This is a genomic window from Ligaoa zhengdingensis (assembly GCF_014384885.1).
Classification (GTDB): domain Bacteria; phylum Bacillota; class Clostridia; order Oscillospirales; family Ruminococcaceae; genus Ligaoa; species Ligaoa zhengdingensis.
Map to the genome: position 1 here is coordinate 56,912 of NZ_JACRST010000009.1, position 21,135 is coordinate 78,046.

Here is a 21,135-nt window from a genome sequence, read left to right on the forward strand (position 1 = left end):
AGGCGGGCGGATTGCAAAGCCCGGTCAGCTTTTTTGCGGGCGCTGGGGCGGCTTTTTGCGGGCGGCCATGCCCTCAAACGGCACCCCCATCAGGTCGCAGAGCTTCCGCGCGGTGGCTTCCCGCCCTGGGACGCAGCGGTTGGGGGCCGCGCCCTCCTCAACCACCGCTTTGGCGTATTGGTCGCAGCCGGGGTAACCGCAGGCCCCGCAGTTGATTCCCGGCAGAAACGAGCGCGCCTCCTCCACCTTTTTGCCCACAGGAATGGTCAAAAAGCGGCTGGCCAGCGCCAGCAGCAGGCCGGCCGCAACGCCGATGGCGGTGAGCAGGGCGACCGGAAACCAGATTTGTTCGAGCATAAAAGCGCCTCCTTGTTATCGGAAAATGCCGTCCACCACCCCGCCGAAGCCGAGGAAGGACAGCGCCACGATCGATGCTGAGATCAGCGTGATGGGAAGACCCTGGAAGGCTTCGAGCACCCGGCTGTTCTCCAGGCGGATGCGCACCCCGGCGAACAGCAGCATCGCCAGCAGGAAACCGAGCCCGGCGCCCAGGGCGTGCGCGAGCGCGGTGAGGTAGCCGTAACCCTCCTGGATATTGAGCAGGGTGACGCCCAGCACCGCACAGTTGGTGGTGATGAGCGGCAGGTAGATGCCCAGCGTGCGGTGCAGCGAGGGCAAAAAGCGGCCCAATACCAGCTCAACCAACTGCACGAAAGCGGCGATCACCAGGATGAAGGTGAGGGTGTCGAGGTACGCGAGCCCGTTTGGTTCTAGCAGATAGGTGTAGATGGGATAGGTCACGGCAGTGGCTGCGACCATCACGAAGATAACCGCGCAGCTCATGCCGAAGGCGGGTCCCACCTTTTTGGAGACGCCCAGGAACGGGCAGATGCCCATAAAACGGGTCAACACAAAGTTGTCCACCAAAATCGCGCTGAACAGCACGATGCTAAGTTCTCGCGCCAGCTCCATTTATGCGCCCTCCTTTCCCTTGCAGTCTTTGGCGGAGGGGCAGTCGCCGCAACCGAACGATTTGCGCGGCTTACGGCCGTCTCGGCGCAGCAGAATGCCCACCAGTGCAATCAAAATACCGTAGACGAAGAACCCGCCGGCGGGCGCGGCGAAGATGCCCATCGGCTCGATCACGCCCGCGGTGAGCTCCACCCCGAACCAGGAGCCGTTGCCCAATAACTCGCGGATGCTGCCGATGGCAAAGAGCGAGAGGGTGAAGCCCAGCCCCATGCCGAGCCCGTCTAGGAAGGAGAGCCCCACGGTGTTGCGGCTAGCGAACGCCTCCGCGCGCCCCAGCAGGATGCAGTTGACCACGATCAGGTCGAGATAGACCCCCAACGCGAGGTAGAGCGGCTGGAGGTAGGCCATCATCAGTTGTTTGATGATGGTGACAAAGCCCGCGATCACAACGATGTAGCAGGGGATGCGCACCGAGGAGGGGATCAGCTTTTTGATGAGCGAAATCACCACGTTGGAACCCAGCAGAACAAAGGTGGTGGCAAGCCCCATGCCGATGGCATTGGTCACGGAGGTGGTGACCGCCAGGGAGGGGCAGGTGCCCAGCAGCAGCACCATCACAGGATTTTCGCGGAGGATGCCGTTTAATAAAACGGAAAGGCGTTTATCGCCGGCCGTTTGCTCCATATCACGATACCTCCTTGCTCTGTTCGTAGGCCGCCAGTGCGGCGTTTGCAGCGTTGGTCATTGCGGTGGACGAGACGGTCGCGCCCGCGAGCGCCTCGATATCCTGTTCGGTGTTGGCGCCGCCCTTGACCAGGTTGAGCACCCCGCTCTTGCCGGTGAACTGCTGCCGGAATTCCGGCGTGACGATGCGCTCGCCCAGACCCTGCGTCTCGGTGTGCTCCAGCACCTCCACACCGCTGATTTTTCCGTCCGGGCCGATGCCGAACATCGCGGTGATATCGCCGTGGTAACCGGGGGTCACCACCGTGACGGTGTACCCCGCGCCGTTGCCCGCCCGGGCTATCTCGGTGACGCCGCTTTCCGCCGCGCCCTCCGGCAGGTCGATCAACGAGAAGTCGTCCCCTTCGGGTAGTACCAGCAGGCGTGCGGCGTTGGCTTTATTTCCGCTCTGTTCCGCGATGACTGGGGCGGTGAAAAAGTTGGTGACCGCCAGCAGCGCGGTGACGATCAGGCAGGTGAGCCCAAGCGCCGCGATCGGCGCAAAAATAGAGGACTGTTTGTTTGTTTCATTCATTCGGTGGCACCTCCGATCACGCGGGGCAGGGTCGCCTTTTCCAGATAAGGGGTCAACAGGTTCATAAACAGGATGGCGAACGAGACGCCCTCGGCGTAGGAACCGAACAGTCGGATGAGAATGGTGATTGCGCCGCAGCCGAATGCGAACAGCACCCGTCCCCAGGTGGTGGTCGGGGAGGTGGTGTAGTCGGTCGCCATAAAAATCGCGCCCAGCATGAGGCCGCCGCTCAGCAGGTGAAACAGCACGTCCTGCCCGCCGAGAAACGCGCCCAGCGCTACCGTACCCAGGTAGACCAGCGGCACCAACGGACTGATAACGCGGCGGATCACGAGGTAAACGCCGCCCAACAGCAGCGCTGCGGCGCAGGTCTCGCCCAGGCAGCCGCCGGTTGTCCCCCAGAACAGGTCGGCGTACTCGGTCCAACGCCCGTTGCGCATCAGAGCCAGCGGAGTCGCAGTGGTAATCACGTCGGCGGTGGGGTATTGGTAGGAGAACGGCTTTACCCAAGTGGTCATCGCCGATGAGAAGGAGACGAACAGCACAATGCGAGCCACGATGGCCGGGTTGGCAAAGTTCTGCCCGATGCCGCCGAACAGCCCCTTCACCACCACAATGGCGGTGAACGAGCCGATCACCGCCATCCACAGGGGCAGGGCGGCGGGCAGGTTGAAGGCGAGCAGCAGGCCGGTCACCACGGCGGAGAGATCGCCGATGGCGCTGTCCATTTTGAGCAGGCGGCAGAGCGTCCACTCAAAGAACACGCAGGAGAAGACGCACACCGCCGAGAGCAGCAGCGCCCGCGCGCCAAAGAGGTAGCAGGCAGCAGCCAGCGCGGGCAGCAGTGCGATCACCACGTCGCCCATCAGGTTTTGGGTGGTGCGCCGCCCGCGGATATGCGGCGACGGGGAGGTTATGAGTTTTTTAGACATTCGGCAAAACCCTCTATCGTTTGTTTTTAATCAGCGCCTTGGAGGCGCGGTTGGCCTGCACCAGGGGCCGGCGGGCGGGGCAGACGTAGGCGCAGCACCCGCATTCGATGCACAGGTTGACCTTGAGCCGCCGCAACCGGTCGGGGTCCTGCGCCTCATAAGCGCGTTCGAGCGCGGCGGGGGCGAGGCGCACGGGGCAGACCGCAAGGCACTTGCCACAGCGGATGCAGAGGGTGGTCTCGGGCAGACGCGCCTGCTTCTCGTCGAAAAATAACACGGCGTTGTTGTTCTTAAGCACCGGCTGATCGAGACTTTCCACCGCGACGCCCATCATCGGGCCGCCCATTATCGCCATCCGTGCCGCTTTGCTGTCCACCTGGCAGAAATCGGCGAGCGCGCTGAGCGGGGTCCCGATCGGAACCAGCAGGTTCTGCGGTTTGCACACCGCGCCGCCGTCCACCGTCACCCGGCGGGACACCAACGGCATCCCGGTGCGCAGGTAGCGCCCCAAAAAGCCCACTGTGGCCACGTTCATCACCAGCGCGCCCACATCGATGGGCAGCTTGCCCTCGGGGATGACGAGTCCCGCCGCGTCGTGCAGGACGACCTTCTCCGCGCCGCGCGGGTAGCGCGATTTCAGGGAAAACACCTCGAAGGCGTTGGTCCCGGTTGCGCGCTGTCTCATCCGCTCGATCGCCTCTGGTTTGTTGTCCTCGATCGCCACGATCACGCGCGGGATGCCCAGCCAGGTCTTGACCGCTTGGATGCCGGCCTCGATGTCATCGGTGTTTTCAAGCATCTCGCGGTAATCCGAGGTGATGTACGGCTCGCACTCCGCCGCGTTGACCAACAAAAGCTCGGCGCGCTGGCCGTTTTTCAGGTTGAGCTTGACCCAGGTGGGGAAGCCCGCGCCGCCCAGCCCCACAGCGCCCGAGTTTTTTACCGCCGTGATGAACTCCTCGCGTGAGGCGACCGACGGTTTTGCGAGGCCGTCCCACGGGGTCTGCTTGCCGTCGCTGTCGATCACCACCGCTTCGCATTGTCCGCCCCATGGGTCGTCGATCGTCTCGATTGATTTGACAGTCCCCGACACGCTGGCGTGGACGGGGGAACAAAAGCTCGCCTCGTTGGGGCACTGACCGACCGGCTGGCCGCGGCCAACCGCTTCCCCTGGAGAAACGGTGCACTGGCAGGGGACACCCAGGTGCTGGCGCATCGGCAGGGTCACCCGCTTGGGTGTGGGAAGAATCACGGTGGATGACTGCGCGGTGTTTTTCTGGTGCGCCAGCCGCACGCCGTGCAGCAATCTCGTTTTGGAAAGACTCACGGGAAAACCTCCAAACAAAAAAGTAAGGCCCGGACCGACCCATAGAAGTGTCAGTCCGAGCCCTGTGCGCTCAGAAAACAACGGATGTCAGAATTCGGTTTCATCCCATAGGATATCCAACCATCCGCCGTTTTCATTCAATCTGTTGTTATTTTTTTGATTTCATCGCCGGAAAGCTCCACAATCTGGAATTGCTCCGGCTCCAACAGCTCCACCTGGCCGCGCAGGGAGGGGGAGACATAAATCTTGTGATCCCGGTCCACTGCAATCACGCGGAACTGTGGCTGCTCTCCCTGCGCGAGCAGCGTCTCCTCCTGTGCAATCGCTTCCAGAACCGCATCGCGTCCGAGCACAAAAAAAGTGGTCGAGAGAAAATCGGCCAGCGCGCCGTCCGGGGAGATCGCCACAGCCGCCAACAGGTCGGTTTCCGCCGGTTGGCCGGTCTGGGTGGACAGGATGTGGTGATAAGACACCCCTTCATACTCGAAAAAACGCTCGTAAGCGCCCGAGGTCGCAATCACTTCTTCGGTGATGTTCAGCCTCATCATCGGGTCGGCGGAGTCCCCGAGCGGGTTGCGGATGCCGACGTGGTAGGTCTGTTCGCCTTTGGGGGCACGGTAGGTGTAGACATTGCCGCCGATCGATACCAGCGCCGTGGATACGCCGGATTCGCGATAGATCTGGCGCACGATGTCGCAGGCATACCCCTTGGCGATGCCGCCGAGGTCGATGGCCATGCCGGCCTCCTCCAGCATTACGCTGCGGGCCGCGTCGTCAAAGCGCACCCTGCGGTAATCCACCAGCGCCAGCCGTTGGGCGACGGCGTCGTTTTCCGGCGGCCGCCCCTCCGCCTTGGCCTCGTGCCACAGGGTTGTCACCGGAGCGATGGTGAAGTCAAACGCGCCGTAGGACTGCTCCGAGAGGTCGCGTGCGCGCTTCAACAGATCGTAGACCATCTGCTCCACAACGACCGGCTCCCGGCCGGCGGCCGCATTGATCCGGCTGATCTGCGATTCCGCGTTGTAAAGCGAGAGCGCCTCGTCAAAATCGCGGAGCGCCTGATAGGCTTTTTCTCCGGTTTTTTCTGCGTTCGGTCCCGTGATCCGCTGTTCCACAAAGGTATCCATCAAAAAATCGACGCGTTCCGCGTGGGTTTCCCGCCGCGAAAGCGTGAGGCCCACAAACAGGCACACCGCTGCGATTAGAATCAAAACTAGGACGAGGTTGCGCCGGCGCTGTTCCATGAAGACACTTCCTTTTTGCTGTTTGGTTTTACCTTTGCCTTTTTTGCGGCCACAATGCATAGACCAGGGGCGGACGCATACAATAATTTTCGAACGCAGGTAATTGACAAAATGGAGACAAAGGATTATAATAAAAGAAAAGAAAACTGGATTAATTTGGTATAGTATTACATCTTGGTGAAACGCCAGATTTTTGCGGTTGACTTTTGTGCAGAGTTATTATAAAATAGAAAAGCTTTTTGATCAATAGTTTGGAGGTAACATGTATGAAAAAGATTTTGGCAGCAGTTTTGGCTATGGTATTTGCTTTGGCGCTTCTGACCGCCTGCGGTTCTTCGATGAAGGACGGCACCTATCGTGCGGAGTATAGCAGCTTTGACGATCACGGCTGGAAAGATTTTGTCGAGGTGACGGTTTCCAGCGGCAAAATTACGGCGGTGGACTACGATGCGGTGAACGAGGAAGGGACCCGCAAGTCCGAAGATGCGGCTTACAAAGAGTCGATGGAGCCCGTCTCCGGCACCTATCCCGAGAAGTTTTCTTCCGAGCTGGAGCAGCAGCTGGTGGACAAGCAAGAGGTAAAGAAGGTGGATACCGTCGCGGGCGCGACCAACTCCTCCGACGCCTTCAAAGTGCTGGCCACCGAGGCCCTGAAGAACGCGAAAAACGGTAAGACTGACGCAGCCATCGTGACGCGCTAAACGATTGATCTGGCCAAACGGCGGGAAACGGGAGGTTTCCCGCCGTTTTCTTATATTGACAATATTCGGGAATCTGATAAACTAGACGGCGTAGACTTTTGCCGTTGTAGGAGAAGGGAAGAAAAGCAAGTTGGAACTGTTGCACGAGGTGCTCAACCGGGTCGTGGATGTATCTATCCTGCTGTTTGAGCTGGTGGGTGTCGTCGTGGTGATCCTTTCCGGTATCCGCGGCACCGTCAGCTATCTGCGGCGCGACCCCCAGACCAGGCTGAACCTTGCCAAGGGGCTCGCGATGGGCCTGGAGTTCAAGCTGGGCAGCGAGATTCTGCGCACCGTGGTGGTGCGGGATTTTTCCGAAATTTTTACGGTGGCGGGCATCATTGTGCTGCGCGCGGCCCTCACGGTTTTGATCCATTGGGAGATCAAAAATGAGGAGCTGGCGGAGACACAGCATCCGCATCAGGAATGAACGGGTGCTGGATGCGGCGGCTGGATGTTGAAAACAGAGCGCGCAAAGGCGGCGGGAAACCGCGTCTGCGCGCTTTTTATTGTGGCTTTTCTACAAAGAAAAAATTTATCTTTGTGCGGATTGCTTTTTTTTGCAGAAAATTGCCCTTTCTTGTCCGGTTGTGCTATAGTAGGGATGTACAAAAATGGGGGGTTCTGTTTCAGATGCGGATTGTAATTGTGGGCGACGGCAAGGTGGGGCAGGCGCTTGTGGAGCAGTTGTCCAAGGAGGGGCACAGCATCGTCATCATCGACAGCAGCTCGAAGGTGATCGACAATGCGGTCAACGCTTACGATGTCATGGGAATCAACGGAAACGGCGCGAGCCGCGCGGTGCAGCTGGAGGCTGGCGTCAATAAGGCCGACCTGCTGATCGCGGCCACCTCGTCGGATGAGCTCAACCTGCTCAGCTGTATGGTGGCGAAAAAGATCGGCGCACGGCACACCATCGCCCGTGTGCGCGACCCGGAATATTCCCAGCAGTTACTGTTTTTAAAGGATGAATTGGGACTCAGTATGGTGGTCAACCCCGAGATGGAGGCCGCCAACGAGATTTCCCGGATTTTGCGGTTTCCATCGGCGCTCAAGATCGATTCGTTCGCGCGCGGGCGGGTAGATCTGGTGGAAATCAAGCTGCCCAACGACAGCCCGTTGGACGGGATGGCGCTGTCCGCATTGCCAGCGGCTTATCATGTCAAAATCCTGGTGTGCATCGTGCAGCGGGAGGGTGAGGTCGTCATCCCGAACGGGAGCTTTGTGCTGCGCGCAGGGGACAAAATTTCGCTGACCGGCGCGCCCAATGAGATCACAAGTTTTTTCCGCCAGATCGGCATCTTTAAAAGCAAGGTGCGCTCGGCTATGATCGTGGGCGGCGGCCGGATCGGCTACTATTTGGCCCGGGACCTGATCGAACGGGGAATGCATGTCAAGATCATCGAGCTGGATGAATCGCGGAGCGTCGTCCTCAGCGACCTGCTGCCCAAAGCGGAGGTCATCCACGGGGACGGCTCCGATCAGGATGTGCTGGAGGAGGAGGGAATCGGCAGCTGCGACGGGTTCGTTGCCCTCACCGGCATCGACGAGGAGAACATCATCGTGTCGATGTACGCCGCGTCCCGAGGGATCGGCCGCGTGGTGACCAAGATCAACCGCATGAGCTTGATGCGAATGCTGGGCAGCTTGGGGATCGAGAGCGTGATCTCCCCCAAATATGTCACGGCCAACCGGATCGTGCGCTATGTCCGCGCAAAGCAGAGTTCGATCGGCAGCAGCGTGGAAACCCTCTATCAGTTGGTCGATCAGCAGGTGGAAGCGCTGGAATTCCACGTGAAAGACGACAGCTCCGGCGTGGTGGGCATTCCGCTCAAGGACCTGCCCACGCTGGATAACCTGCTCATCGCCTGCATTGTGCGGGACAACCGCCCGATCATCCCCGGCGGCAACGACACCATCCGGGTGGGGGACAATGTCATCATCGTGACCTCCAACCGTTATCTGAGCAACCTGAGCGATATCCGTTCGGTTTGATGCGGATTGTCCGCAAGAAAATGGCAACAGGTGGGTATTTCTTGTGAATTATCGAATGATCTTTTCCATCTTGGGCAGGATTATGCACGTCGTTGCGGCGCTGCTGCTTTTGCCCCTGGCCGTGGCGCTGCTTTACCGGGAGGATACCATCCTGGCATTTTTGTTGCCGATCGGCGTTTTGATGTTGTTGGGAACATTGCTTTCCCGTTTGGAGCCCCGGCACAACCGGACCTATTATGCGCGCGACGGCTTTATCACTGTGGCGCTCGCCTGGATTTTGATTTCGCTGTTTGGGGCGCTGCCTTTCTGGCTGAGTGGGGAAATCCCGTCGTTCGTCGATAGCTTTTTTGAGACGGTATCCGGTTTTACAACGACCGGTGCGAGCATCCTGACGGACGTCGAGGCCCTCTCCCACGGGATGTTGTTTTGGCGCAGCTTCACCCATTGGGTGGGCGGCATGGGGGTGCTGGTTTTTGTGCTCGCGGTGATGCCCAAATCGGAGGGCAACAGCATGCACCTGATGCGCGCCGAGGTTCCCGGCCCCACGGTGGGCAAGCTGGTTTCGCAAATTCGGCTGACCGCGCGCATCCTCTATGGCATCTACATCGCCATGACCGCGCTGGAGGTCCTGCTGCTCTGTCTGGGCGGCATGCCGGTGTTCGACAGCCTGGTCAATGCGTTCGGTACGGCGGGCACCGGCGGCTTTGCCATCAAAAATGCGAGCATCGGCTTTTATAACAGCGCCTATGTCGATGGGGTCATCACTGTGTTTATGATCCTGTTTGGCATCAACTTCAACGTGTTTTATTTTCTCATCGCGGGCAGCTTTCTGCGGGCGCTGCGCAGCGAGGAGCTGCACTGGTACCTCGGCATCATCGCCGTCTCCATCGCAGCCATCACCCTCAACATCGGGCACCTGTACGACAACCTGCTGCAGGCGTTCCGGTATGCCTCCTTTCAGGTGGCGTCGATCATCACCACCACCGGATTCGCCACCGCGGACTACACCGCCTGGCCTGAGTTTTCTCAGGGAATTCTGTTGCTGTTGATGTTTTTTGGCGCCTGCGCGGGTTCCACCGGCGGCGGGCTCAAGACCGCGCGCCTGGTTATCATGGTCAAATCGGGCCTGGCACAGATTCGCCATCTGTTCCAGCCGCGCTCGGTGGTCGCGGTTAAATTCGAGGGCAAGCGGGTGGAGGAAAGCTCGCTCAACTCCATCCATACCTTTTTCATCGTCTATATGATGCTCTTTTCGGGATCGGTGCTGCTGTTATCGCTCGATCATTTCGACTTCGCCACCACCTTTTCGGCGGTGGCGGCCTGCATCAACAACATCGGGCCAGGTATCGGCCTGGTGGGCCCCACCGGCAACTACTCAATCTTTTCGGATGCGGGAAAGCTGCTGCTCAGCTTCAATATGCTGGCCGGCCGTCTGGAAATTTTCCCGATCCTCATGCTGTTTTTGCCCCCGGTTTGGAAAAGAAAATAAAGAAATACAGTGCAAAAAATCCCTCCGCCCGATTCGGGTGGAGGGATTTTGATTATGATACGCCGCGTCCCAGCTTGAGCACTGAGACGGTGATGTCGTCGTCGTGGCTGTCGGTGCGGCGCAGCTTGGCGGTCTCGGCGATCTCCTGCGCCATCTCCTGTGCAGAACGGTCGCGCGAGAGCTTGATCTGGGGATAGAGCCACTCTACGCCGGTGAGGATCACCCCGTCGGAGATCATCACAATCACATCCCCTTCGCGCAGAGTCATGGTGGACTTTTCAAACTCCACCCCGCGCAGGATGCCGGCTGGCATCGACATCGACTCCACCTTGCCCACCGTGCCGGACCGCAGCACAAAGGAGGGAGCTGCACCGGCCTTGAGAAACTCGGTCTTGCCGGTGTAGAGATCGACACAGGCGATGTCCACCGTTGAGAGCGACTCCTCGTTGGATTTGACCAGGAGCGCGGAGTTGACCATCTTGAGGGCGGCGTCGTACTCGAAGCCCGCGCCGATCAGCTTGGTGAACAGGCTCACGGTCATGGCCGCATCGATCGCCGCCTTGCCGCCGCTGCCCATGCCGTCGCTCAGGATCATGTGGGCGCGGCCGCGGTTATCCAGCAGGAAATCGCCGCAGTCGCCGCACAGCTTGCTGTCGCCGTAAGGAATCTGTACCCGGCCGTATTCAGCGCTTAAAGCAGCTTTCTCAGCGAACAGCAGGTTCGCGCTGCCCTCGGCCTGGCGCACCACCGGCAGGTCGAAGGTGGTTTCGCACAAATCGGAGAGCTCTGCGGTGATTTCGGCCACCGGCAGCCGCGCCAGCTTGAAGGCGGGCAGGTCCACCTCCACATATAGCCGCCCGAACCGGTCCTCATAGCTGGAGGCCGAGGTCAATTCAGTGTTGTTGCGCTGAAACAGATCGACGATGCAGCGGTTTTTGCGGTTGTCCACCTCGTATATCTGCGACAGGTCGTCGGCCAGGGTGTCGAGCAGCATCGCCATGCCCTCGAACTGGTCGGTGACCACCCCACGAATCTGGGATACCCGTCGGCGGCTGCCCTGGCGCTGGGTGAAGACGCTGTATTCCGCGTTGACAGCGATTGCCAGTTCGGGCTTGCGGACGCAAACCTCACCCAACCGGCCGCCGATATCCTGTTCAAAAATTTTGCCCTTGCGCTTGAGGGCGGCGCCTAGGTGATTGAGGCTATCCATGCTCTCAGAAAAATTGCTCCCCCAGCAGTCTCCGCGCTGCTTGCATTTGCGGCAGGCGGTGTCCACACTCTTGCTGTACACGCTGCTGATGTCCACATTCTGCATCTCCATCAGCTTGCCCGAGACCTGCTGGGTGGTGGTCGAAATATCAGAAAGCGCGTGGGAGGCGAAGTGCAGCTTACCCAGCATGATGTTTTTTGCGGTCTGGGTCACCGCCTCCACCTTGCCGCGCCGCGCCAGCATCAGCTTGTCGGTCCAGGAGCCGGGGATCAGCACAAAGATGACGCTGGCCGCAAACACCTCGTACATCGAGCTGAGCACTTCTGTGCGGCCGCCCATCACCAGCGACACGATGCCGTTGACGATGACGAACACCACCGCACAGCCAAAGCCGCCGAAGGTGGAGAACATGCCCGCCACCAGTCCGCCGAAGCCGTAGGACGCGGCCAGATAGGTGAGTTCACCGCCCAACAGGCCCATCGCCGCGCCAGCGGTCACACCCGCCACCGCGCCTGCGGATTCCTGCCCGTATTTGGCGCACAGCAGGATGACCACCACCGATGCCACGCGCCCCATCGAGAGGCCTGCGACTGTGAAGGAGCCCAGCGCCATCATCGCCACCGCAAAGGTGATGATGAGGCAGGAGAGATCTGACTTGGAGATGGCGACGAGGTTTTCCCGGCGGTCTGCCACCGACAGGGTGCGCATGATGAAGAAGGTGACGCCGCCCGCCAGTGCGCCCTCAGACAGGGAGAGCACCGCATCGTACAGGGTCAGCCCGCCGATCGAAAGTACGGCGAAGTCGGAGGCGAGCACGGCCAGCAGTGTGATAACCGGCACGGCGATGCCGCGGTGCTTGATCAGCTTGGTGTCGGTGATGACCCAGTTGGCCGCCAGTGTCAGCACCACAGCGATGATGTATTTGACATTGGAGGTGGGGTTATACGAAAAGGTATATCCCAGAATTGCGCCCGCAGCCGCGGCCAACCCGTGTTCGCGTTTGACCGATGCCGCAAAGCTGACCCCAAAGGGGGCCATGGTGTTGAAGAGAAAGGCGTTTGCCATCAAAAAGGCCACGGCTGCGCAGACGCCGCTTTCAATCCAACCCATTTTGCTCAGAAACAGTTGTTTGATCCGTCCGCCGAAGCTTGTCCTTTCCAGTGCTGTTTTCATCTGATCCGCTCCATTTCGGCGGCGAACGGCAGATATCGGCCGCCCGCCGCAGCATAATCCTGTTTTTCATTTCCATTTTATTACAATTTGCAGACGAGATTCTGTCAGAATCCCACAGCAAAAGGTGACGAAAAAGAGCGGGGATGCGCGTGGAAGCGAAGAGAGGCGGGCTTGCCCCCGTTTTGGCTATAAAAATTGCACCCGAACGGTTTAGGGCTGGGGGAAAAGACGATGCGTCAAAAGAATATCATTTTGGCGTATGCGGTTACGGTTCGCAACCTCAAGTAAGGTAAAAAATTAAGGATAAAAATGAGCCCAGCGCATTTACAATAGAATGGCGCTGGGCTCGTTTTGTATGGCTATACTGCTTTAGAAAGGCAATATTTTAAAGTCGGTCTATACATGGTTTTATAAAGTTTTTCGGGAAATTAATTACAACATGGAAATATGCGTCGTATCTACAAAAAATGATTCCAAAAACAAGAAGAGATTTTGGGGGTATTGGCCGTTATTTTCACTGAATACATACAAAATAAAGTGTACTTTATTGACAACAGAAAAGATGAACAAAAAATGAAAGAGCAATTTTTCAAAATAAAAGGGCAAGTTTGAAGAATGGAAAAAGTAGAAACCTTGTTATAATAAATTTAAATACCTAATGCTTTGCTGCGGTAAGAAAGCGGTGTAAAGCCGGTGACACGCTTGAACGCCGTACAAAAATTGCATTCACTGGAGAATCCGCAGAGGAAAGTGATCTCTTTGACGGGCAGGGATGTGGTTTTTAAGTAGAATTTGGCCATGTTGACACGCGAGGTCAGCAGATATTCGTGCGGCGTATAGCCGGTTTCCCGTTTGAACAGGCGGGTGAAATAAAAGGGGCTCAGCGAAGCGCGTTTTGCCAGCTGCTCTAGGGTGATCGGTTGGCTGATATTCTCCGTGATGTAGGCGAGAACCTCCTCGATGATGTTGGGCTGGTTATCCGGGCTGTTTTTGTGAACTGTGAGGAAATCGGTGAGGATGCTGACGATGTATTTGTTGATGACCGGTTCACTCACCCTGTGCAGCCTGTGGTACATATCGTAGATTTTAAACAGGTTCCGCGGAATGGAGGAAGGGGACGAAGAAGAGACGATTTGGTTGCCGTTTTGAACGATCGCCTGATAGTAGTCCTTTGCCAACAGGCCATCGAAGTGCAGCCACAGGATTTCCCAGCCGACGTCGGTGCCATAACGGTGGGGATGGTAACAATCCAGCAGCACGGCTCCTCCCTCTTCAAGAGGTGTTTTGCGGTCGTTCAAATAGACGCAACCGCTCCCCTTTTTGACATATATGATGAGATAGCTGTCGTAGTTGGCGCGGTTGACAAAATAATCCTCGTTACAAAAGTAATGCCCCAAGCACAGCGGATAGAAGTACAATTTCTGTGCGTTCTCGCTGATGGTGTGCAGATAGGTGTCCGATGGAATCAGCACCCCATTTTCGTACAATTTCATGGAGGATACCTCTTTGTGATCAAAAGATGTGGATCAGAAGCTATCTTTAGTATAGGAAAGATGAGGGAAACTTGTCAACTTTTTATAATTTTTGATGGATGGCCCACGCTCATTTCTGCGCTGTCAGCGCGGATGAGAATAAAAGAGAAAGCAAAAGGAGGAAATCCAATGAAACGGAGGACTGGGAAATGGCTTGCCTGCTGCCTGGCGATATGCTTGGCGTCGAGCAATCTGACCATGGCCTGGGCGCAAGCCGACGGATTGGACGCCACAGAATTGGCGCCGCAAATCCATGAGGCGGCTGCGGCTGAAATGCAGATTTCGCAAACATCAGCGCAGATCGAATATCTGGATATGCAGGAGGTGGTGTCGTCGGTTGTTGCGGACAATACGGCGACTGACGAGGGGTTTCTAGTCGAAAATGTGCTGGATGGCGATCCCGCCACAATTTGGCACACCGAGTATTCCATGGAGGAAGACGCGGACGGAAATCCAATTGTTCCCACGGAGTTTCCCCATTGGTTGGAATTCGTACTCCACGAGCCGATCCAGATGGATGTCATCCGCTATGAGCCGAGAGGAGATAACGCCTATTATCCCCACTACATAAAGGGTTACGAAATTTACCTGAGCGAAAGCGCGGACGGGGAATATGGCGATCAACCGGATTACAGTGGAGAACTAGCGCAACAGGATCGGGAAATTGTGTTTGAACAGACAGAAACAGCCGCTAAGCTCAAGCTGGTGTTTTTATCCAAGCATCACGAAATTTCCGATTATGATCCGATCAGCATGTCGGTCGGCGAAATCCAATTCGGCGTGGCTGGCGGCGAGACCCCGTCCCCTGCTGAAGACGCCGTTGTGGCGCTGCCGCAGAGCGGGTTTGCAGTGGAAGCCAGCAGCAGCGGCGGCGACGCTTACAGCGCCGGCAAGGCGATCGATGGCGACGCGATGACCCTGTGGCACGGCCAATGGGATGGAACAGAACCTCTGCCCTACTGGATTTCCCTCTGTCTGGATCAGGATGCCGCTGAGGATTTCGCGGTCGAATCGGTGTCGATCACCCACCGCAAGGATGCGGGGGCGAACCCGGACCATCCGGCTGTCACGGGCGTCAAGGTCAACCTTTACGTGAGCAGCGACGGCCAGACCTGGGGCGACCCGGTCGTGAGCGACTATGCTTTGGACAACGGCAAGGGCGTCACCACCAAAGTCCCGGTCAACGCCTACGGACGGTACGTTAAAGTCGAGGGCGCCAACAACAATTTCATGGCGATCGCCGAGCTGGATGCCGCGGTTTACAACACCGATGTGATCGATGTTGAGACGCTGTTCGCCCTCACCAAGCGTGTTGCCGAGGCCAAAGTGCTGGCGGAGGAATCGGCCGGTCAGGTGGGCGATGATTTTGGACAGTATCCGCAGGCGGCGTATAACCGGTATCTGTCGGCCATCGCGGATGCGGAGCGGGCGCTCGCCGATAAGAGCGGATTGAGCGAGGCGATCGAAGCGTTGAACGCGGCGACCGATGAATTTTTGGCGTCGGAAAAGCGCTTTACAGCCGATCTGTTCGACGCGTTGCGCCAGGAGGCGCGCGCCCTCCAGAACAGAACCCAGGCGGGCGAGGAAAACGGCCAGGCTCCGCAGGCGGCCAAGGATGCCTTTGAAAAGGCGATTGTCGCCGCAGAACAGATCGACCTTTCGGGCTATGTCACCGAGGAACAGCTCGCGGAGCTGTTTGCGGATTATCAGTCGCTCAAGCAAGCGATGGCGGCGTTCCGTTCGCAGATTATAGTGATCAGCGAAGATGATGTGATGAGCATCGCCGGAACCTGGCAGTTCCGCGAGGGAGCAATTGAGGAGAGCGGGGAATACACCGACACCATCGAGCTGCCCGGCAGCACCGACGAGGCGGGCCTGGGGCACGACAACCGGCAAAACATCAGCCCCAAGCACCTCAACCGTGATACCATGCTGATCGGGCTGGCCACCTATGAGCGCACCATCCAGGTGCCCGCCGATTGGGCCGGAAAAACGGTCACCCTGAACCTGGAACGCACTAAAAAAACCAAGGTTCAGATCGACGGCCAAATGGTCGGGCCGCAACAACTCAGCCTGACCACGCCCCATGTTTATGATGTCACCGCATTTTTGAAACCCGGTGAAACCCAGACCCTCACCATCGAGGTGAACAACGACGAAACTGGGCTGCCGATTTCGATTTTTGACACCTTTTTCAACACCGCGCCAGATAGCACCGACCGCGCGTGGTGCCATCAGGTCAGCGAATATACCCAGACAAACTGGAACGGCATCGTGGGCAAAATGGAGCTGAAGGCGACTCCATCGGTCCACATCACCGACTTCCAGATCCGTCCCAACAGCGACCTGAAAAGCGCCGCCGTGACCCTGCGGATTGAGCGCGCATCGGCCGATTATGCAGTTAACGGCACGGTATCCCTCTCGGCGGAAAGTTTTAACCACGAGGGTGAACCGCACCGCGCCGAACCGCAGGAGATTTCCTTCGCGTTTGCGGCAAGCGAGACGGTAACCGGCGTGAAATACAACTATCAGATGGGCAACGATGTAAAACTCTGGGACGAGTTCACCCCCAACCTGTACACCATGAAGGCGGTTCTCACCACCGAACAGGATGAAAACAACGAGCCTAGCTGCACCATTGAAGAACGCGAGTTCGGTATGCGCCGGCTTACTGTGATCGATTCCAACGGCGGCCGTCAGTTCCTGATCAATGATAAGGTCGTCATGATGCGCGGCGAGATCAACTGCGCTGCGTTCCCCAAAACCGGTTATGCTCCGATGGAGCTTGAGGAATGGATGAAGATCATGCAGACCTACAAGGACTACGGTATCAACCACGTCCGTTTCCACACCTGGGTTCCGCCGGAGGCAGCGTTCAAAGCGGCCGACCGCCTGGGCCTCTACCTCAACTTTGAGCTTCCCAACTGGAGCTACAGCATGTTCGGCGAGGAAGTAAACGGCAAGCCCTCGGGCGAAGCCTACTACCAGGAGGACACCAAAAAGATCTTCCAGGCCTACCTCAACAGCCCCTCCGCTGCGATGATGGCGCTGGGTAACGAGCTGCGCCCCGGTTGGATCTATTACCAGACCTTCCTGGAGTTCTGCGAGAAGCTGGAACCCGATTTGCTTCTCTCGGATATCGCGGGCCACAGCTATTTCCCTGAAAGCGCGGATTTCGCCGCGAAGCACAATTATGGCTATCTGCCCCACGAGGAGCCCCGCAATACTTGGAATTACAACAGCTTTACCAGATCCACGCCGGTTGCGGCGATGGGCCACGAACCCGGCCAGGTACAGGTCTATCCGGACTACGAGGACGAACTTCCCAAGTATGAGGATGCGGTGCTCAAGCCCCGCAACCTCGAATATTTCTGGGATATTCTGAAGAGCGCCGGAATCGGCGATATGTCCGGCAAATTCAGCGATGCAACGGGTAGCCTGTCCGCCATGTTCTACCGCTATTTTGCGGAATCCTACATCCGCACCGATGGCGCAGGCGGCTTCCAGCTGCTCGGCCTGCAGGATTTCCCCGGTCAGGGCACCGCTCTGGTCGGCATCCTGGACGCTTTCTTAGAGAGCAAAGGCGACATCACCCCTGAGGAGTTCCGTCAGTCCTGCTCCGAACTGGTGGTGTTGGCCGAGCTAGACAACTTTGTCCTGGAAAACAACCAGCAGCTCTCGGCCAACCTGTTGATCGGCAACTTTGCTGCGAATGGTATCCACACCGGCATCAATTGGAGTTTGGAAACCGAGACCGGCGACGTGATCGCAAGCGGCAGCCTGGATGCAAAGGGTGCCCCGCAGGGCGCCAACACCGACTACGGCCGCGTGACCGCAGACCTGAACGGCGTGGACAAGGCGCAGCGCCTGCTGTTCAAGCTGAGCTTGACCAACGAAGATTATGCGGAGATCGCACCCTATTCGATGGGCAAAAACGAGTATGAGATTTGGGTATTCCCCGCAAAAGAGACCATCAACACCGAAGCTCCGGACGACGTGAACATCTACCGCGACTTCAGCCCCCAGGCCGAACAGGATCTCAAAGCTGGCAAAAAGGTGCTGATCGTTTCGGAGGGAAATACCGCGTCCCTGCCCAAGAGCCGCGCCATCAGCTTCCGTCAGGACTTCTGGAGCCCGATGTTCCACGGCCCGGTTGCCTCGGAAAGCTCGAATGGATATTCCCTGGGCGTGTACATCGACCAGGAGCATCCCATGTTCCGCGACTTCCCCACCCAGGAGTTTGCTAACTGGCAATGGTACGGCATCGAACAGGGCGGCGCACGCGGCATGCTGATTAACGGCGCGCCAGTCGATCTCAAACCGATCGTGCAGCCTATCTCCACCATTGACCAGCCCGATCGCCTGGCCGCGATCTTTGAAGCCAAGGTGTACGAGGGCAAGCTGATGGTGTCTACCCTGAACCTGCTGGACAAGTCTGACGCGGCTTCCAAGCAGCTCTTGTCCTCCATGCTTCAATATATGCATAGCGACGACTTTAACCCCACTGTCGATGTGGAGGCGGATTTCCTGAAACAGCGGTTGCCGACCCAGGAATTGACCGGTATTCAGCTGAGTGGAAATGCCTCGCTGCAGATCGGCGAAACCGCCCAAATCACGGTGAAGGGCGTCAACAGCAAAGGTCAGGTGGTGGCTCTGCCCGACGGCGCTGCGACCACCTATGAGAGCGCGGATAAGAGCATCGTTACAGTGGACGTTGGCGGCGTTGTCACAGCGGTTGCCAACGGCATGACGACTGTCACGGCCACTGTGACGGCGGGCGAGACCATTTACACCAACCAATTGGTCGTCACAGTCGGTCAGGCGGAGCTCACCCCGGTGGATATGACCGGCGTGACCGCTACCGCAACCAGCCAGTTGGATAACGGCACCTACAAGGTTGAAAACGCCATTGACGGCAACCTCAACACCATCTGGCATTCCGCCTATCAGACAACTTCGCTGCCCCAGTCGGTCACACTGGAGCTGCCTCAGATGACCGAACTGAGCGCGGTGTACGTCTACGCCCGGCCGAACAACCCTGGCGGCGGTATCTATCAGGCGTCCATTTTCCTGAGCGACGATGGCCAGAGCTGGCGCCAGGTCGTGGCCGAAGAGGAGTTTAACTATATCAATGAAAACCGCGTCTTTGCCTTTGACCGGCAGGAGGCCAAATTTATCAAAATCCAGGTGGAGAAATCTCTCACACAGGATAACGCCGCTTCTTTTGCGGAGGTGAAACTTTACAATGGAGACACCATTGTTTCGGTGGAGAATCCTCCGGCACAGGTTGTGCGTTTTGGCACCGCGCTGGAGAAGATTTTGAAAAACGCACCGCTGCCAGAAGAGGTGGAGGTATTCTTTGGCGGCGATAAAACTGAGGTGCTGCCGGTAATCTGGAGCGAGGGATACTACAATCCCAACGTTCCAGGGGATTATACCTTTACCGGACATATTTACAAAGAGGGCGTGGCCAACTTTAAGAATGTCAAAGCCCTTTACACCATTACAGTGCTGCCCAAAGATGAGACGCGCCCTCCCAATGTAGAAGAAATGAAAGCGGCAGTCGCGCAGGCGCAAGCGCTGAATCAGGCCGATTACACCGTTGAATCGTGGAGTGTATTGGAAGGATATCTGAATGAAGCGGCTAACTTTGGCGCACTGACTGCGGCGACGCAGCACGATGCCGATGTGTTGACCGAAAAGATTCTGGATGCCATGAAAGCGCTGGTGCCCGTGGACGACACTCCCTCCGACGTAGATAAGACGGCGCTGAAAGCTCTGATCGCGGCGGTCGAAGGAAAATACGACGAGACCCGCTACACCGCAGAGAGCTGGAAGGCTCTGACCGATGCGCTGAATGCAGCGAAGGCGGTCGTTACCGACGCGGCTGCAACCGAAAGCCAGGTGTTTGAAGCGTACCTCGCGCTGGTAGCGGCGCGCGACGGCCTGACCTACGCGCCCGACAAGAGCCTGCTTGCGCTGGCGGTCGAGATCGCGGAAGACCTGCTGAAGGACGAGAGCCTGACTGCGGCCACCAAGGAAGCGCTGCAAGCGGCAGTGAACAGCGCGAAAGCGGTGCTGGATAACGCGGACGCGACGCAGGCTGAGATCAACGCCGAGTACGAAGCGGTGATGACCAGGATCACCGAGCTGGTGAAGGCGGATAAGACCCTGCTGAGACAGCTGATCGCAATGGCGGAAGAATTGAAAGAAGGAAACTACCGCCCGAGCAGTTGGGCGAACCTGCAAGCGGTGCTGACCGAGGCGAAGGCAGTGGAAGCAAACGGCAACGCGACCGAGGCGATGATCGCAGAGGCGTGCGACAAGCTGTTTGAAGCGATCAACGCATTGCAGAGCGAGTTCAACTATGCGGCGATCAACGCAGCGATCAAGCTGGCGAAGGAGATCCTGGCTGACAGCAAGTACGACGAGGCGAGCAAGGCTGGCCTGGCCGAGCTGGTGGCCAAAGCGGAAGCGCTGTGCGAGAGCGATGAAGCGACCCAGAAAGGTCTCGACGATATGGCAGCGGAGCTGACCAGAGCGATTGCGAAGGTGCGCCTCATGCAGGCGGTGGCCGAAGTGAACGGGCTGAACGCGGCGCGATACACGGCGGCGAGCTGGAATGCGGTGCAGGCAGCGCAGGCGGAAGCGAAAGCGCTGTTGGCGAACGAAAACGCGACGGCAGAAGAGCTGACCGGCGCAGCGACTAAGCTGGCGAACGCAGTGAAGAGCCTGGTGAAGAAGGGCGGCTCGAGCGGCTCCGTTTCTAAAGTAAGCGACAGCGATTACTGGAACGAGATCATCGAGAAGATCAACAGCACGACCAAAGGCGGCACGGTAAACGCGACGCTGGAGAGCGGAGCGATGACGCCGGCGACGGTGATCGATGCAGCGGCGGCGAAGGGTGTCGCGCTGAACATCGAGATCGGCGGAAAGGCATATCTGCTGAGCAATTACGCGATCGACGCATCCGCAGTGTACTACAGCGCGGCGGAACTGATTGCGATGGCGGACGGCGAGACGGCGGCACAAAGCGGCGCCATCAGCCTGAACCCGGAGACGGGCGGCGAGGTGGCAGCGACGGTGCCGAACGCGGCGGCGCCTGCTGGCGAAGCGGCCAGTGCGAGCGAGACGATCGGCGGCGCGCAGCAAGCGGCGGAGCAGGGCGAGAACCTCTCGGGTCTGTGGCTGCTGGTGCTGACGGCGGCAGGTCTCATTGTAGTTGCCGCATGGAGAAAGAACCACAAAGCCCATTGATCTCCT

At 58.2% G+C, this 21,135-nt stretch carries 14 protein-coding genes; 5 read left to right on the plus strand and 9 right to left on the minus strand.

Translation table 11 applies throughout. The features are described 5' to 3' along the window. Positions 1 to 24: 24 nt before the first annotated feature. From H8711_RS07470 to H8711_RS07500, 7 genes are all read right to left on the minus strand, one after another. Positions 25 to 357 carry an RnfABCDGE type electron transport complex subunit B gene (locus H8711_RS07470; protein WP_249282849.1) on the minus strand — a complete coding sequence of 111 codons (333 nt, stop codon included), beginning with the start codon at positions 355 to 357 and terminating at the stop codon, positions 25 to 27. Positions 358 to 372: 15 nt separating this feature from the next. After that, a complete protein-coding gene (locus H8711_RS07475; RefSeq protein WP_249282850.1) occupies positions 373 to 972 on the minus strand; it encodes an electron transport complex protein RnfA in 600 nt (199 codons plus the stop codon). Continuing rightward, positions 973 to 1,656 carry an electron transport complex subunit RsxE gene (rsxE, locus tag H8711_RS07480; RefSeq protein ID WP_249282851.1) on the minus strand — a complete coding sequence of 228 codons (684 nt, stop codon included), beginning with the start codon at positions 1,654 to 1,656 and terminating at the stop codon, positions 973 to 975. It lies immediately after the preceding gene. Between the two features lies 1 nt (position 1,657). Continuing rightward, complete coding sequence (locus H8711_RS07485; RefSeq protein ID WP_249282852.1) at positions 1,658 to 2,230, minus strand: RnfABCDGE type electron transport complex subunit G; 573 nt, start codon at positions 2,228 to 2,230, stop codon at positions 1,658 to 1,660. Then, positions 2,227 to 3,162, minus strand: coding sequence for an RnfABCDGE type electron transport complex subunit D (locus H8711_RS07490; protein ID WP_249282853.1), 936 nt, complete (start codon positions 3,160 to 3,162; stop codon positions 2,227 to 2,229). The genes H8711_RS07485 and H8711_RS07490 overlap by 4 nt, the downstream gene beginning before the upstream one ends. Before the next feature lie 13 nt (positions 3,163 to 3,175). Next, positions 3,176 to 4,489, minus strand: a complete 1,314-nt coding sequence (rsxC, locus tag H8711_RS07495; RefSeq protein ID WP_249282854.1) for an electron transport complex subunit RsxC — start codon at positions 4,487 to 4,489, stop codon at positions 3,176 to 3,178. Between the two features lie 137 nt (positions 4,490 to 4,626). Then, a complete protein-coding gene (locus H8711_RS07500) occupies positions 4,627 to 5,733 on the minus strand; it encodes an FAD:protein FMN transferase (protein ID WP_249282855.1) in 1,107 nt (368 codons plus the stop codon). Between the two features lie 266 nt (positions 5,734 to 5,999). Here H8711_RS07500 and H8711_RS07505 point away from each other — a divergent pair, with 266 nt between their 5' ends. From H8711_RS07505 to H8711_RS07520, 4 genes are all read left to right on the plus strand, one after another. Then, on the plus strand, positions 6,000 to 6,434 hold the full coding sequence (locus H8711_RS07505; protein ID WP_249282856.1) for an FMN-binding protein: 435 nt from the start codon (positions 6,000 to 6,002) through the stop codon (positions 6,432 to 6,434). Positions 6,435 to 6,564: 130 nt separating this feature from the next. Continuing rightward, a complete protein-coding gene (locus tag H8711_RS07510; protein ID WP_249282857.1) occupies positions 6,565 to 6,903 on the plus strand; it encodes a DUF1622 domain-containing protein in 339 nt (112 codons plus the stop codon). 203 nt (positions 6,904 to 7,106) lie between these two features. Then, positions 7,107 to 8,468: a Trk system potassium transporter TrkA gene (trkA, locus tag H8711_RS07515; RefSeq protein ID WP_249282858.1), complete on the plus strand. Its 1,362-nt coding sequence runs from the start codon at positions 7,107 to 7,109 to the stop codon at positions 8,466 to 8,468. A gap of 43 nt (positions 8,469 to 8,511) precedes the next feature. Then, positions 8,512 to 9,957, plus strand: a complete 1,446-nt coding sequence (locus H8711_RS07520) for a potassium transporter TrkG (protein WP_249282859.1) — start codon at positions 8,512 to 8,514, stop codon at positions 9,955 to 9,957. A gap of 52 nt (positions 9,958 to 10,009) precedes the next feature. On the opposite strand, the gene H8711_RS07525 is transcribed toward H8711_RS07520, so the two are convergent. Then, the gene (locus H8711_RS07525) at positions 10,010 to 12,340 is read right to left on the minus strand and encodes a SpoIIE family protein phosphatase (protein ID WP_249282860.1); all 2,331 of its coding nucleotides are present in this window, start codon (positions 12,338 to 12,340) and stop codon (positions 10,010 to 10,012) included. A gap of 647 nt (positions 12,341 to 12,987) precedes the next feature. Continuing rightward, positions 12,988 to 13,833 carry an AraC family transcriptional regulator gene (locus tag H8711_RS07530; protein WP_249282861.1) on the minus strand — a complete coding sequence of 282 codons (846 nt, stop codon included), beginning with the start codon at positions 13,831 to 13,833 and terminating at the stop codon, positions 12,988 to 12,990. Positions 13,834 to 14,001: 168 nt separating this feature from the next. On the opposite strand from H8711_RS07530, the gene H8711_RS07535 reads away from it, so the two are divergent. Beyond that, the gene (locus tag H8711_RS07535) at positions 14,002 to 21,129 is read left to right on the plus strand and encodes a discoidin domain-containing protein (protein ID WP_249282862.1); all 7,128 of its coding nucleotides are present in this window, start codon (positions 14,002 to 14,004) and stop codon (positions 21,127 to 21,129) included. Positions 21,130 to 21,135 lie beyond the last annotated feature (6 nt).

What these genes read in the sequence shown, in the direction of transcription:
- H8711_RS07470 (WP_249282849.1), bottom strand. Translation starts at nt 357, where the DNA reads ATGCTCGAACAAATCTGGTTTCCGGTCGCCCTGCTCACCGCCATCGGC.
- H8711_RS07475 (WP_249282850.1), bottom strand. Translation starts at nt 972, where the DNA reads ATGGAGCTGGCGCGAGAACTTAGCATCGTGCTGTTCAGCGCGATTTTG.
- rsxE (WP_249282851.1), bottom strand. Translation starts at nt 1,656, where the DNA reads ATGGAGCAAACGGCCGGCGATAAACGCCTTTCCGTTTTATTAAACGGC.
- H8711_RS07485 (WP_249282852.1), bottom strand. Translation starts at nt 2,230, where the DNA reads ATGAATGAAACAAACAAACAGTCCTCTATTTTTGCGCCGATCGCGGCG.
- H8711_RS07490 (WP_249282853.1), bottom strand. Translation starts at nt 3,162, where the DNA reads ATGTCTAAAAAACTCATAACCTCCCCGTCGCCGCATATCCGCGGGCGG.
- H8711_RS07500 (WP_249282855.1), bottom strand. Translation starts at nt 5,733, where the DNA reads ATGGAACAGCGCCGGCGCAACCTCGTCCTAGTTTTGATTCTAATCGCA.
- H8711_RS07505 (WP_249282856.1), top strand. Translation starts at nt 6,000, where the DNA reads ATGAAAAAGATTTTGGCAGCAGTTTTGGCTATGGTATTTGCTTTGGCG.
- trkA (WP_249282858.1), top strand. Translation starts at nt 7,107, where the DNA reads ATGCGGATTGTAATTGTGGGCGACGGCAAGGTGGGGCAGGCGCTTGTG.
- H8711_RS07525 (WP_249282860.1), bottom strand. Translation starts at nt 12,340, where the DNA reads ATGAAAACAGCACTGGAAAGGACAAGCTTCGGCGGACGGATCAAACAA.
- H8711_RS07530 (WP_249282861.1), bottom strand. Translation starts at nt 13,833, where the DNA reads ATGAAATTGTACGAAAATGGGGTGCTGATTCCATCGGACACCTATCTG.
- H8711_RS07535 (WP_249282862.1), top strand. Translation starts at nt 14,002, where the DNA reads ATGAAACGGAGGACTGGGAAATGGCTTGCCTGCTGCCTGGCGATATGC.